Origin of the sequence: Sideroxydans lithotrophicus ES-1 (assembly GCF_000025705.1) — a bacterium.
Classification (GTDB): Bacteria; Pseudomonadota; Gammaproteobacteria; order Burkholderiales; family Gallionellaceae; genus Sideroxyarcus; species Sideroxyarcus lithotrophicus.
Map to the genome: position 1 here is coordinate 2,676,055 of NC_013959.1, position 13,998 is coordinate 2,690,052.

Annotated in this window: 13 protein-coding genes; 3 read left to right on the forward strand and 10 right to left on the reverse strand. The window is 49.1% G+C overall.

The features are described from left to right. Nucleotides 1-147 precede the first annotated feature (147 nt). The 5 genes from ampD to SLIT_RS13170 all read right to left on the reverse strand — a co-directional run bounded on the left by ampD (nt 148) and on the right by SLIT_RS13170 (nt 4,303). Nucleotides 148-684, reverse strand: coding sequence for a 1,6-anhydro-N-acetylmuramyl-L-alanine amidase AmpD (gene ampD / locus SLIT_RS13150; RefSeq protein ID WP_013030755.1), 537 nt, complete (start codon nt 682-684; stop codon nt 148-150). Further along, nucleotides 681-2,042: a sigma-54-dependent transcriptional regulator gene (locus SLIT_RS13155; RefSeq protein WP_013030756.1), complete on the reverse strand. Its 1,362-nt coding sequence runs from the start codon at nt 2,040-2,042 to the stop codon at nt 681-683. The genes ampD and SLIT_RS13155 overlap by 4 nt, the downstream gene beginning before the upstream one ends. Next, on the reverse strand, nt 2,032-3,618 hold the full coding sequence (locus SLIT_RS13160; RefSeq protein ID WP_041421377.1) for a two-component system sensor histidine kinase NtrB: 1,587 nt from the start codon (nt 3,616-3,618) through the stop codon (nt 2,032-2,034). The genes SLIT_RS13155 and SLIT_RS13160 overlap by 11 nt, the downstream gene beginning before the upstream one ends. Before the next feature lie 44 nt (nt 3,619-3,662). Then, nucleotides 3,663-3,881: a PP0621 family protein gene (locus SLIT_RS13165; protein ID WP_013030758.1), complete on the reverse strand. Its 219-nt coding sequence runs from the start codon at nt 3,879-3,881 to the stop codon at nt 3,663-3,665. A 203-nt stretch (nt 3,882-4,084) separates the two neighbouring features. Next, on the reverse strand, nt 4,085-4,303 hold the full coding sequence (locus tag SLIT_RS13170; RefSeq protein ID WP_013030759.1) for a hypothetical protein: 219 nt from the start codon (nt 4,301-4,303) through the stop codon (nt 4,085-4,087). Nucleotides 4,304-4,652: 349 nt separating this feature from the next. On the opposite strand from SLIT_RS13170, the gene SLIT_RS13175 reads away from it, so the two are divergent. From SLIT_RS13175 to SLIT_RS13185, 3 genes are all read left to right on the forward strand, one after another. Then, nucleotides 4,653-6,110, forward strand: coding sequence for a hypothetical protein (locus tag SLIT_RS13175; RefSeq protein WP_013030760.1), 1,458 nt, complete (start codon nt 4,653-4,655; stop codon nt 6,108-6,110). Continuing rightward, nucleotides 6,103-6,300 (forward strand): hypothetical protein, encoded by a 198-nt coding sequence (locus SLIT_RS13180; RefSeq protein ID WP_013030761.1) that lies wholly within the window; start codon nt 6,103-6,105, stop codon nt 6,298-6,300. Before SLIT_RS13175 ends, SLIT_RS13180 begins: the two co-directional genes overlap by 8 nt. Before the next feature lie 509 nt (nt 6,301-6,809). Next, a complete protein-coding gene (locus tag SLIT_RS13185) occupies nt 6,810-7,337 on the forward strand; it encodes a cbb3-type cytochrome c oxidase subunit I (protein ID WP_013030763.1) in 528 nt (175 codons plus the stop codon). 422 nt (nt 7,338-7,759) lie between these two features. Here the strand turns inward: SLIT_RS13185 and SLIT_RS13195 are convergent, their stop codons facing one another. The 5 genes from SLIT_RS13195 to SLIT_RS13220 all read right to left on the reverse strand — a co-directional run bounded on the left by SLIT_RS13195 (nt 7,760) and on the right by SLIT_RS13220 (nt 13,998). Then, a complete protein-coding gene (locus tag SLIT_RS13195; RefSeq protein ID WP_013030765.1) occupies nt 7,760-8,188 on the reverse strand; it encodes a hypothetical protein in 429 nt (142 codons plus the stop codon). Nucleotides 8,189-8,197: 9 nt separating this feature from the next. Further along, nucleotides 8,198-9,514: a 4Fe-4S binding protein gene (locus SLIT_RS13200; RefSeq protein WP_013030766.1), complete on the reverse strand. Its 1,317-nt coding sequence runs from the start codon at nt 9,512-9,514 to the stop codon at nt 8,198-8,200. Between the two features lie 29 nt (nt 9,515-9,543). Further along, nucleotides 9,544-12,060: a fused MFS/spermidine synthase gene (locus tag SLIT_RS13205; RefSeq protein ID WP_150103015.1), complete on the reverse strand. Its 2,517-nt coding sequence runs from the start codon at nt 12,058-12,060 to the stop codon at nt 9,544-9,546. A 221-nt stretch (nt 12,061-12,281) separates the two neighbouring features. Continuing rightward, on the reverse strand, nt 12,282-12,662 hold the full coding sequence (locus tag SLIT_RS13210) for a hypothetical protein (RefSeq protein WP_013030768.1): 381 nt from the start codon (nt 12,660-12,662) through the stop codon (nt 12,282-12,284). 286 nt (nt 12,663-12,948) lie between these two features. Further along, a complete protein-coding gene (locus SLIT_RS13220; RefSeq protein ID WP_041420889.1) occupies nt 12,949-13,998 on the reverse strand; it encodes a formylglycine-generating enzyme family protein in 1,050 nt (349 codons plus the stop codon).

A 13,998-nucleotide genomic window follows, 5' to 3' on the forward strand; every position in this document is an offset into this window, starting at 1 on the left:
CTATATCTAGTGGTGCGCCAGCGAATTTTCACTAATTCTAGTGCATCACTGAATTTATGCAAGCAGAATTTTGGCCTATATCTTTTCTTTTTTAACCTATGACTAAATTTATTTACTGGCTAGCAAGCTTGATCCGGGGGAATCGGATTATTCCAGTCTAGCCAAGTAGAGATTCCAGTCAAAAAAAGGGCCTGGATCGGTCTTTCGCCCTGGCGCGATATCGCAGTGCCCCACGATGTCCATAATCGGGTATGTTCGTTTGAGATGCCTGGTCAGTCGTACCAGCGTGTCATATTGGCATTCGACAAAAGGCTCGAAATCGCTGCCTTCCATTTCTATTCCGATAGAGAAGTCATTGCAGCGCGAACGACCATGCCAGTTCGAGACACCCGCATGCCATGCTCTTTTATTGCACGGAACGAACTGCACAATTTGCCCATTGCGCCGAATCAGGAAATGTGAGGAGACTTTCAAATCCTTGAGCTGCTCAAAGTAAGCATGCTCGGTATGGTCCAACGTATTGGTAAAAAATCTTTTGATCGCATCTCCGCCATACTCGTTAGGCGGCAGGCTGATATTATGAATAACCAACAGATTGATAGTTGCGCGTGGCGGACGAGCATCACAATTGGGGGAAACTATTTTGAGCACACCGCTCATCCAGCCCAGCGAGTCCGGCTTCAATCGACTTTATCCTTGTCGGTAATGGATAGCCGTTCCATGCGGTAACGCAATGCACGAAACGTCACTCCCAGTATTTTGGCTGCAGATGTACGGTTAAAATGGGTCTGATGCAGCGCTTCCAGAATGATTTCGCGTTCGATTCGATCCAGATAGTCGGTAAGCGGATACTTGCCAGCCCCCTCACTCCTATCCTCCACTTGCGCCGACTGCACTGGCATCAACTGCAAGTCTGCGGGTGTAATGACATCGTTCTGGCACAACGCCAATGCTCGTTCGATAACATTCTCCAACTCGCGCACATTTCCGGGGAAATCGTATCGCGCAAGCTCATTCAATGCCTGCGCTGAAAATTTGGCATTCGAGCTTCCTCGCAACCGCTCCAATATTCGGCATGCAATCTCCGGTATATCCTCGCGCATCTCCCGCAAAGACGGCATCTGCAATGAAATGACATTCAAGCGATAGTACAGATCTTGCCTGAACTCACCTTGCTGGACGCATTTAGCCAAATCATGGTGGGTGGCACTGAGAATTCGAACATCCACCGGCTCTTCCTGAGTTGCACCGATGCGGCGCACTTTCTTTTCCTGGATTGCTCGTAATAATTTGACCTGCATCATCATCGGCAGATCTGCCACTTCGTCCAGAAACAACGTGCCCTGATTCGCAGCCTGAAAGAACCCCTCCTTGTCCTTGTCCGCACCGGTAAACGCCCCTTTGCGATAGCCAAAAAACTCGCTTTCCATCAAATTCTCGGGAATCGCCCCGCAGTTCACTGCAATAAACGGCTGATCGCGACGCGCACTCTTCTCAACAATCAAACATGCGGCCAATTCCTTGCCGCTGCCGGATTCACCGCTAATATGAACCGGCGCCTGACTGCGCGCCACGCGCCCAATCAGCTCGCGTGCCTGCACCATGGCTGGAGAACTCCCCAGCAAAGTGTTTTCCCCCTCCTTTATCGCGACATTGGACGCAGGCAATCTGAGCGCAGATGTGACCAGCGTGCGCAACTGATCCAATGCTACCGGCTTGGAAAGATAATCAAATGCCCCCGCCTTGAGAACAGCTACTGCATTTTCGAGATTGCCATGGGCAGTGATCACGGCCACCGGCACATCCAAACCACGCTCGGAGATATAACGAACAACCTCCAGCCCTTCTCCGTCTGGCATCCGCATATCAGTGAGACAAAGATCGAAACTTCCGCTGTCCAAGCATTCTTTGGCTTGCCTTACATTGCTTGCACGCACAACCTCCAGACCCATACGCACCAGAGCCAACTCCAGCAATTCCAATATATCCGCCTCATCATCCACAACCAGTACGCGAGGGACATTTACTATTCTAAGAGTCATCATTGCTCCCAAACGTGATTCGAAAACATGCGCCGCCGTCAAGGGCTCGCCTGTATTCAATCATCGCACCGTTCGCATCACAGAGTTCCCGCGCAATGTATAGCCCCAAACCCGTACCACCGGCATCCGTAGTGAAAAAGGGCTCGAATAACTTCTGTGATGCCTCGCCCGACACGCCCCCCCCATCATCTGACACCTCCAATACCGCATTCCCATCTTCAGCTGTGAATGCGCGCAGGCGAACACTGCCCACTCGTTTTTGACTATAACGCAAAGCATTGCGGCACAGATTCCATAATACTTGCTCAAAATGTCCGCGATCGAAACGAACTCTGCATGATGGATCAACCTGCAACTCAAACACCGATCGTGAAACCTTTTCGGCCTGACATACGCTCTCGATCAATTCCTCAAGTCGTGTTGCCAGCTCGAGGCTCTCCGCCTGCACACGGTCCCGGCGATTAACCAGCATCACATCTTGCACTATCCGGTTCAAGCGAGAAGTATTGTCCAGAATGATCTGAAACAATCTTGCTTGCGCGGGATCATGCCTCTGCTCTTTAAGCAATTCGGTTGCATAGCTGATGGACGATAGCGGATTGCGCACCTCATGTGCAATATTTGCGGTCAATCTTCCCAGTGCTGCTAGCTTAACCTGTTGCGCCTGCTCTTGCGCCCGCTGCATATCTTCAAGTACCACCACCACCCCCCAGAATCCCTCCCGCTGAACCGGCAAAAAACGCACTCGCACCGTTTTGTTAGTCCCCGGCAAACGCAATACTTCATGCCCCAGCGCCTTGTTCTGGCGCCAAGCGGCGAACATCGCCTCCAGCAAAGGCGAACACTCTGCCAATTGTGTCTTGCCTCCCGATGGAAACACATAGCCTAGCAGCCGTTCCGCACCAGGATTGGATTGACGCACCACACCACGCTCATCGACGACCAGCACTCCATCCGGCATGTCCTGAATCATCAGACGGTTGGCTTCGGCCATGTTGGACAGATCTACGCCCCGCCGGAATGCCAGCCTCTCGCTGGCAACTGCATATTTTGAAAGCGTATGCGCCAACCAGGCCACTGCAAAATATGACGTACTCAGGATACCGACCTGAAAGAACTGCGCCCCAACCCCATCTTTGACTAGCACTGCATACCCATGCTCCAGCAGCATTGCGATGCTGGCAAGCGCGGCAAAAAGCAGGGTAATGCGGCCACGCCCGATCATCCCGGCCAACGCCAGCGATACCAGTAACAGCATACCGAGATTACTCTGAATCCCGCCGCCAAAATAAGTGAGACTCGCTATCGCGGCGATATCGGTGCATATTTGGAACGCCAACTGTAAATTGGCACTCAGCCTCCTAAATGCTATTGTCAGAACCGAAACCAATACCAGTAACGTATATGCGGTAGCAACCCAATAAAACTCTGTCTGGCTGAGTGCATTCAACAAGAACAACTCGCCGAATATTGTCGGGACGAGCAATAACACACCACCAAGTATCAGGCGGTAGAGGTTGAACAGACTTAAGGATCGCCACAGATTCTCTTGCGATAACGGCGCAGCCGTTTGCAAGGATGGGAATATTCCGGTGAGGGATTGGCTATCCCGCATCGAATCTATTTGGAGCTATGTTTGCGGCGATGCTCATCGCTGCAATAATAATCACCGCCAGCCATAATGCTTTCACTTTTGGGCAGGTGCACCCCGCACTGAGCGCAACGCACCATTTCTTCTGGCGGAAAGGTTAAGTCATTCTTGGCAGCCCGCCCGCGCAGAGACTTTAGCAGCAGGTAAACAACTATGATGATGGCCAGAAAGAATAACAAACGGCTCATAAGCCAGTCTCCGCAAATTGAGGTACTTCGACAGTTCTAAATATTAGCTATATATGGATTCCATGCCGGTATAAATGAAAGCATCTACGCATAGGATGTCCGCTTATAATCATACCAGTCCAAGTAAAAAGGCCAGCATCTCTGCCGGCCTTTTTACCAACTTAGCAATTCACTACTTTTTTGCGTATCTCAAAAAGCGTCAATCAAAGACTGGCGGCTATACTTGCTATTGTTACCGACAACGCAGTGAGCCAGCCAAGATCGCCAATGAACTTAGTGTCATCCACTGAAAGCTTCTCATTGTTTTTGATTTTAGTGTTTATTCGTTCCAATTCGGCTTGCAACTCTTTCAGTTTAGCCTGTTGAGCCTGCAACTCTTTCAGTTTAGCCTGTTGATTTTCTTTTAAGTTTTTTGTTTCCATGTCTGCTACCCCATAACGATATGTTTGATAACGATGAAATGGCAATATTGTTCAAGCCACATTTTTGAGATGCTTTTTCATACTATGCGTAGAGCTGCCAATTGTCAATTGATTATGCACCCTTGAAAATCGCGCTTAATTGCTCATTGCTCGCTTTCTGACATTATTTTCTGGATAGCAATAGATTGCGTTCCACCAATTCAAACTGCCAGTTTCAAACCATACCTGCGCGAAGGCTTTACCCCTAATGCTCTCAAGGAAAGAATCAATTGATATTTGATTCAATAGTAGTACTGCGGTGCAATATTGTAGTATTCGTATTATTTCTCCGACGGGCCTCCGCTTAATAATGAATAATTTGTTAACTCGAATTCCCAATAGGTATTGGGCATATCTCGCCTTTGCACTTTGGGGCGTCATAAGTTTCACACTATTGCACAAAACATCTTATGGGCTTGATGAAGGTGCCGCACATGCCTTGTTGTTGGTGTGGTCTGTTTCAGACAATGTCGTCAGCCCGATCCTGACATTGGGATTTCCAGATCTTCGCACTGTGTTTCTGGCGCCTGCCGGTATTTTATGGACCGGGAATGTGCTTGCCGCAAAGATAACGACAATTCTGGCAATGTCTATCACAGCCTGGGCTCTTCATGCATGGAAAAGTCGCGAAGGGGACACTGAAGGCGCATTACTGGCCACAGGTTTGCTGCTGCTTTCACCACTGTTTCTGGATCAAATCGACACTATTTCCGTCTCACCATATCTTCTCCTGGTATTTGTGCTTGGGGCGTGGTCAAACCAAATCTATCGAGAATCAAAACGAGCCTTCGGCGGAATGTATTTTGCTCAGATTTTTTTATGTTTAGCGAGCGTTACCCTCCACCCGGCCGGGTTCGCTTACCCGTTAGCGCTTCTCTGGACCTGGCACAAAAAACCCATTGACCAGAATCATCGCAACTACATTTTTAGCGGAATCATCTCGGCAACCTTGGTTGCTTTAGTTTTAACGTCAGGATGGAGCCATATTGAATGGTTCTCCAATCCAATCCGGAGTTTGTCCAGCATATTGTTGGGGCCGGCAACAGGCGAAGATTTCGGCACCTTCCATTGGCTGTGCGGAATCGGCACCTTATTCATCCTGATACTGGTGCTCTGGAAACAAGCAAAGAATTTATTTGCGGATTTTCTTGGGCTCGCTCTCTTGTTCGCCCTCATGATCAGCGCATTTACTGGAGATGATTTTTTTGCCCTGGCTGCACTTGCAACTTGCCTGTACTGGGGCATACCGTTGATGCTGCGTAAAACAGCAAGCCCACATAGCGGCTTTTGGGAACAACGCGGAATGGTTTTATTACTTATCTTCGTTGTAGCAACAACTTTCATGGTGGCCAACAAAGCGCGTTTTGAGATGCTACAGTCGGGCAATCTGTCTCCGCGAGACAGTATTATTAAGGTCATGGCAGAAGATAGCGGCCTATTTTTAAATGATGAGAACAGCCAGAATGCCACTGAGAAGAAGACGATACGAATTGCAAGCCAATGGCCCGCTCTTACGATGTTAGCCTGTCGATGCGATGCACTCCCACTCCCCCCCAATGCGAAGGACAGCGCGGCATTATTTGCAATGTTGCACGGAATTGACTATCTGGTATTTGATCCGCACGACCCTATGAATGATTCACTTTCTCACAATCTTGCCAATATGGATGCTGGCAAAGTCGAAACAGTGACTTTGCAGCGTGGCGGGGTGATTGTCGCGGTAAAGAAGTCCATCCCACCAGACCTCCCGGCAAAAAAACATGATTGAGATATTGATTTATATACTTGCCGCAATCAGTGGCTTGGTCATAGCAGGGTTTGCGGTACACATGTTTATCGGGGGGCTGGTTGCTCCAAATACCGAATATCAGCTTATCGCATTGGTTTGCTTCCTGATTGCCTGCGCTATTGGGTATATGGTTTGGGATGTAGTCGAAAGGCGCAAAGGAACAAAATAAGCAGTCCGGCAGCTTCACTATGCCGAGCCAACAATCATTCGAAAATCGCTTATTTCGTTTGTCCCAAAACCAGTCAACGTGAAAGATTATTCATTCAATTTAAGTTAAATTTAGGTTAAAGTTTGCCTGTATCAACTTGAGTTGCGTGAGTGGTTTGTTTCCGCTAGACTGGCAATGAGAGGTGAGCAGGGTTAATTGTTTTCCTTTTACGATACTATTTTAACGGGTTAACGGGAGAGTACGAGCTATGCCAATTGAACTATTAGTGCCGATTACAATTTTCCTTTTGGGTGTCGTGGTAGCAGTTTATCTCGGCGGGATGGGGATTGAGCGCATCGTTGAAGTAAACAAGAAGTAAAAACACCTGTTTCGACTTACACTAAACATCAGAAAATTCTGGAAATTTCTGGATTTTTTCTGATGTTTTATTTTGCTAATTCGCGGTCAGACACCTAATCACTCAGATCTATGTCGTCCAAGGGCCCGTTTATGTACTTTAACATCCTACGATGACCACCAACATACTGCATAAGCATCTTCTGAAATTCCTGCTGCTTTCTGCCCTTTCGTTCTTTATTGGCACTATTCATGGCATGTTTCAGGTAATGCCCCCCGTTCGAGCATGGCTGGATTCTATTGGCAGTCCATATGGCGGACCTGGTCACATGATTGACCCTTTGGCTCATGCACACATGAATCTGGTTGGAGGCGTAGTGTTATTGGCTATGTGCGTGACTTATTATCTATTGCCGATATTTACGGGAAAAAATATATATTCCATAAAATTGGTGCAACACACCTTTTGGTGGGTCAGCATAGGCGTATATAGTTTTTACATAATACAAATGGTCTTTGGCATCTGGGAAGGCATCTTAATCAGCTCCCCTGTTGAAATGTCGGCGGTACATCGGTTTTATGGTCCTGTCATGGCACTTTCAGGCACCACGATGGCGATTGGCTTTTGTACTTATCTAGCCAACGTCATTTTGACCATTAAGTCCCCAGCAAGTGACTCAACCAATACTTCTGGCCATTAATCCGCCGTCAGCTTAAGTGGGAAGCGCAGTATCGTTTCATCCGTACCGCGCTGAAGACGAACTTGTAGTACTGCAGTTTCGCCATCTCCCAAGTCTATAGCGCGGCGATACACTCCAATCAGCCCATCCTGGATTGCTTGCACCCAAGGCATTGCGGAGCTACCTCTTAGTGACACTATTAAGTCCTGAACGGGCCTGCCATGCACTCCTGTCGCGATCACCACTATCTCCGACATCCCGGCAACCGGCGGACTGGGGTGAGTTTCAATTCGCACATTCGTCTCTCCCCAATGCTGAGAAGGAATCAAAGCCTGTTCATTATCTTTGCCACAACCAGCAAGGCTAGTTAAAACTATCAATAGTGCCAAGGACGGGAATGTTTTCATTATTTAGATATATCTGGTGCAATCGGCTGGTTTAAATTAATGCTGCCTATCATCTTCTGGTTCGTCTTGTTTCTCTTTATCGGAATCTAATCTGCCACCCGCAGAAGAGCCATACAAATGCACCATGTAATATACGAACGCCGCTGCTGCCGCGATATACAGCAAAGAGCCCAGGAAACCCGGGTCCTTTATCCAGTCTGTCCACTTCACCACGACCCCGGGTCGCAATCCCCAGAATGGAAAACTGAGGCCAACACCTACCAGCAATACGATCACAACCACTGCCGTGAACCAATAAGGCACTTTCAGTTGCGATTCCGGTATCTTCTCTACCAACTCCCAATCTTCCATCCCGCGTTTGTCCAGGCGCTCCTGGTCAGATGCATAGCCAAAATGATCTTCGCGAACCTCACCCCACTTAGATGCATCTTTTGTCAATTCCAATTTTTTATCCGGCTGTTCCATTGCATCCTCCTATTCAACAAAATGCTGAAATTTAAAGCGCCCCGTCCATCCATCACTCGAGTGAACCACAACTGCCAATGGATAGAGGCCTCGCTGCAATTTCGGTGATACGGAAAGGAAAATTGATGTTCGGCCGACGGATTCCATGTTTACCTTTCGTCCGCTCAGAGTGAAATCATCCTGTGGCAAGCCCTCTACCGCAACATCCAATTCAGTTGGGCGATATCGTTTGCTCGAAATTTCAATACGATAATCCCGTTCCGATTGACTGTGTTTCGCTTCAGAAAATCCTACAGATATGTGGTAAGGCTGGTATGACCAGACGCCCCATGCAAACATTGCCATTCCCAATATGGCAAATGGGATGATCCAGCGGAACCTGGACAGCAAGAGCATCGAATTGTCGCGCAACCTGCGGATTTTTCCATTTGTGCGTTGACCCAACTCGAATTTCAATAGCCCTACGCCACCTTTCTTTGCGTGCAATGTATTGCATGCATCAATGCAGTCACCGCAATTTATGCAGCTGTCATACATCTCGGTCTTGCGGGGATCCAGCTCAATAAAGCAGGTTGTCACGCAGTAATTACATTTTTCACACTCATCAGCCCGGCTTGAATCATAAAGTACATGCAGGGTTTCTTTGGTTTTGAACGAATGCTGCCAGACCTTGTACACGCAAGCAAAGCGGCACCAGAAATGCCGGAGCACTGCGATATCCAGAAGGATAATCAGCACCCATACGAAATATATCCAGTACAAAGACCCGGCCAATCTTGTGTCATCTTTGAAACTCAGGAATGACCAGACCACGTCAGGCGGATAGAAATACAACAAAGGCAGCAACGCAAAAAACATCGCCGCAACCAGAAACGACAGACCGAGCATCGTCCAGTTCAGCGCCTTGTTCTTCGCCGCCGCCACCTTGGGCGCCTCACCGGTCAGGCTGACTTCAGCACGCTTGCCCAGCAGCTTGTGCGTCATGTAATTAGCCCATTCCGCAAGGCTATTCTGCGGACACGCCCATCCGCAGAATACCGTTCCGGCAATTGAATAAAGTGCCACCAATGAGGTGGCTATCATTATCCACAAGCCGGTAACCAGGAAAAAGTCTGCGAACCATATTTGCCAGCCCAGCACCACCAGTGCCCCATTTTCCGGATCGATCCTGAAGAGTCCGGAAACCGGAATCAGCACCAGCAATATCAGGATTACGATTTGCAGGGCACGCCTTCTCCAGCGGTAGCTGCTAGCTCCTTTTTTCATCCCCAGATCGACAATCTTGATCGGTATGCTGGATAGAGTTTTGTTAATGCCGGAAGACATGAGGTCCTTTTAATACAGTACTTGTTGGATCAGGGAGCTGTACTTGTTTCCGCATCCAGAGGCGATATTCCATGCAGGCGCAAACGATACGATTCAGCCAGCTTTACATTGCCTGCTGATTCCTCTAGATGCCAGAGTGAGCGTAGCGCATTCACATGATTCGGAAATATTTTCAGAACCCGCTGCAATGCATCTCCTTCGCTCAATCCCTGCTGGGTAGCCTGCATACGTGACTGCATCATGCTATCAGCTAGCGCACTGGCAATCCAGTGGTCCTGGGGATTCGCCTGATAGGCCAACCAGATCAGATTGGTCGCCTTTTCCACGTCACCCTGAACGGATGTCGCCCATGCGCGTACCGTAAGTTCGGTTGAAACATAGGCACGACCGAATTTCCCCTTGTCACTCTCGCTTATTCCCAATATCTTCATCGCCTCTTCGGGGGCGGGGTGACGCTGCAACAGCCACAGCATCAATGAAGCCAAATTCACGCTTCCATCGTAGCGCGCTCGCGGCAATTTGAATTCGACATACGGAACCCACTCGTCTTGCAGCGGTCCTTTTGTTTCAACAATCGGGCCCCAATAACGTCCAAGCCATGTCCATGCACCTTCGCCACCAGTGCTCTGGCTTTGCAATTCTGCAGGCATCCTGCTCAAATTTTCCAGCAATGCTGATGCTCCGGCAAACTGCCCATTTGGACCAACCAATGCCAGGTGCATACCGTCCATGAATATCTGCGCATTGGGAAACACGCGCTGAAAACTGCGCATGACAACATTTAGTGATTGAATATCGAACTGGTTAAGCGCCAACCACTGGACAAATATGCCATCTGGATTAAGGTGGTCCCGAGCTCTTTTGAATTGCTGAACTGACAATAAAGAACCCATACCCGCCAAATCCGGGTGGAAAAGATCTCCCACTATGACGTCATACTGGCGCTGCGTTGTGTTTAGGTAATGCCGGGCATCGTCCCTCTGGACCTGGAGTTGATCCATGATGTTGTCATTTACTGGCGCAAACCAATGTTTCGCAGCGTAAATCGAGCCTCTGGATAATTCAACCGCACTGCGAACAAGTCCAGGAAATGGCTTTGATCCTGCCGCCGATATTCCGGTGCCCAAGCCGAGAAATAATATGCTGCGCGGATTCCGATGCAGCAACAATGCCAGTCTGGCTTGATCCATCTGGATCTCAACTGCAGCTGGATCGCTGGAGGCATCCATCCGCTGCAAATCGCTTAGCAATACGCGCTGCCCATCCTGCTGTTGCACCACGTGCGTTTGGGCTATCGCATCTTCATAATGGTAAATATCCTGGCTGCCGGCTTCGATTTTAGGCATCAGCTCATGCACCGGCGGCATGCTGCGCAAATACCAGGCCGCTATCAGCATGCATGGGAATATCAACCAGGGCCAGCGTGGCTTGACCCAGATTAGCCCCAGGCAGGCTATGGCAAGCCCTGCCAATGCAACCATGCCAAAACTGCCCACCACAGGTATCAAGACCAGACATCCGACGACAGCCCCGAAAGCCCCTCCCAGACAGTTTGCACCATAGAACCAGACTCCGCTTGGTTCAGCACTGCCGTAGCGATTTGCCAATATTGGCAGCCATGCTCCCAATGCCAAAGTGATGGGCAAGGTGAATACCCCGAGTATCAGTGCTTGTGAGGTGAGTGCACCAAAAAACGATTGGTAGTCGCTACGTTCCACCCATGCGGAAGTCGCTGGAAGTAGCCATAGGCCTATCAGAACGCCGATCCCGATGACTAGCGGTATCAGTTCTGTCATCGAGTGTTTCTTCAGACTTGGTAATAGCAGGCTGCCTAGCGCAATTCCGAGCAGGAATACAGCCAGAATCACCCCAAGGACATATTCGGTGCGAAGCATGACCATACCGTACAAACGAATCCAGCCGATCTCCAGCATTATGCTTCCGGCTCCAATGCCGGCATATATCAGCAATGCTTGCAGCGGGGGCCGTTGCAATCTGATTTCCGACTTGCTTGTCGCACCGGCAGTGAGTCGTGCACGTTTTGATATGACAAGCGCTGCACTGCCTGCAATCAATCCCAAAGCGGCTACAATTCTTATTGAGTCAGTCCAACCTAACGCAGGCAAGCTCCACAGGGGAAACAGCGCGCCGAAAACACCGCCTATCGTGTTGAAGCCATAGATTTTTGCTAGCGATATGGGCGTTTCTTCGACGAATTTGAGTATTAAAGCAAAGCCAACTCCCATTGCAAATGCGGGAATTACCAACAGACATAGCGCCTCAATTCCCTGCAACAGATACCATTGAACCAGCGATAGCTGAGCTGCCCAGCCCTCCATCCACCCGCTGGTAACATGCATCAGACCAGGCAACAGCAAAGCATATAGTGCAATTGCCATTTCCAGAATGGCGAAGATGTACAGCGGTTTCCCCCATCGTGGCGCCCACCGTGCGCCAGCCAGGCTTCCTGAACCCAGTCCGATCATATATGCCGTAACTGTCAGAACCACGCCGAATATGCTAACTCCAAACTGCATGGACAACATGCGGGACCATAGCACCTCGAGTGCCAGACTCGTTGCACCCGATAGGCAATACACGATCACCACCGACCAGCAAGCACCGAAAGAATTTCGGTGATTCTCACTAGGCAGGCTGACATGTGACATAAGTTAATTTGGTTATTTGAGTGCCAGATAATTTCAGGGCCTAGATGAACCGGCCCGGCACTTATAGTTTGTGCTCAGTTGAAATCAGAAAGGCCAGACTAGAATGGAAAGAACCATACGATTCCAACAACTGCATGAACTACTGCCAGTGTCATGCTGAGGCCAGCAAATATCATGTGCGCAGCAAATACCTGTTTTCCATACAGCCCCATTGCGATTCCCAGGCCGCCAGTGATCATTACCAAAGTAATCAGCACCACACCCAGCAAGAACATGATTCGCTGCTTGTCCTTGTCGGTGATCGCTTTTGCGCGCTCCGTATCCCTGTGCTGCTTGTTGAATTCCTGCAAGATCTGCGCTCCCTCGCCAGATTGGGAGCTTTCATCTGCTTGTGCAGCAGGTATGGTGCAAAACAACAGCATTGATATTGACAGAGCCGCTGCAAATAAGCGAAGAAAGGAAATATTGGAAATTGTCATTGTAGTTTGCTGCTTTGAATTTGATTTAATGATTGCGATCCGTCTCTGAACTATCGGAAGCATTCTCTCGACCCGCATTGCGCCATGCCAAGATAACCATTAGCACGAATGGCGCGAACACACCCATCAGCAGAAATATAAATATATACCATGGCGTTGAAATAGTGACATGCGCGAATCTGTAACTATCCACTTGCGCCTGCACGGATGATGTTCCAGCCATACCAAGAAACATCAATATTGCCCTTGCCCACATTTGATTCATCATAATTCCCCGATGCGTCGTTTATTTTTCCGCGCTTGATGCACAGCGAAATCCGTAGAAATCCGAAGCATAGTTAGGCCACGAATAATCTCGATGGTAAGTGGCCGTAGAGAATGGGTCTCCTTTCCAGGAGCCCCCCCTTAATACTTTATAGTTTCTGTTGACCGCTATCTGCTCTGATAGTTTCATTGCTCGATCTTGCTCGTTCTCTACCCGCGCAATCTTCCCCTTGAAGACTTCTTTCTCTGCGTCAGTGCCTTTGTATGGCAGGAAATCATCCTCCACCCATTCATCGACATTGCCAGCCATGTCATAGACGCCGTACGGACTGACGCCTTTGTTATAGGTGTTTACATTCGTTGCCGAACCGACATTGTAGTAAGTGTTCAATCGAGCCGGATCCATTTCATTTCCCCACGGCCAACGTCTGCCATCAGTCCCTCGTGCCGCCTTTTCCCATTCAGCCTCAGTTGGCAACCGCTTACCTGCCCATTTTGCATAGGCCGATGCGTCATACCAGTTGACCATGGTCACTGGATATTGCAAAGCATCTGTCGGTATCTTCCCGTCTTTCCAGTCCAGGGGTGGCCGATGACCTGTTGCAGCGATAAATCTTGCATACTGTGCATTGGTCACCAGATATTTGTCGATACGGAATGCTGGCAGTTCGACTACGTGCTGCGGATGCGAGGCTGCGTCGGCATTCTTGAGATTGGTACCCATCAGGAATTTGCCTGCCGGAATGGTCACCATGCTATCCAGCTCTTGCCACTGCTCTTTGGTCAGCAATGACTCAGCCTCTGCCGCTGAATATCCGACTGCTTCGTTTTTCCTTTTCTCATTTTCCTCATGCAAGGCTATATCTTCCCCTGCTGCGCGGATACGGGCAGATTCTTCCTTCAGATCATAAGTTGCCAAGGCGCGCATCTCGCCCATGCGTATCGAACCCAGTTTGACAACGTGCAAACTTCCGCCCACCACCACCAGCGTTATGCATGTGACGATGGTAGCTGTTAGATATCTCTTCTTTCGTTGCAAGTCCGCCGGATTTTGTTCGGCTTGTTTCTTCAT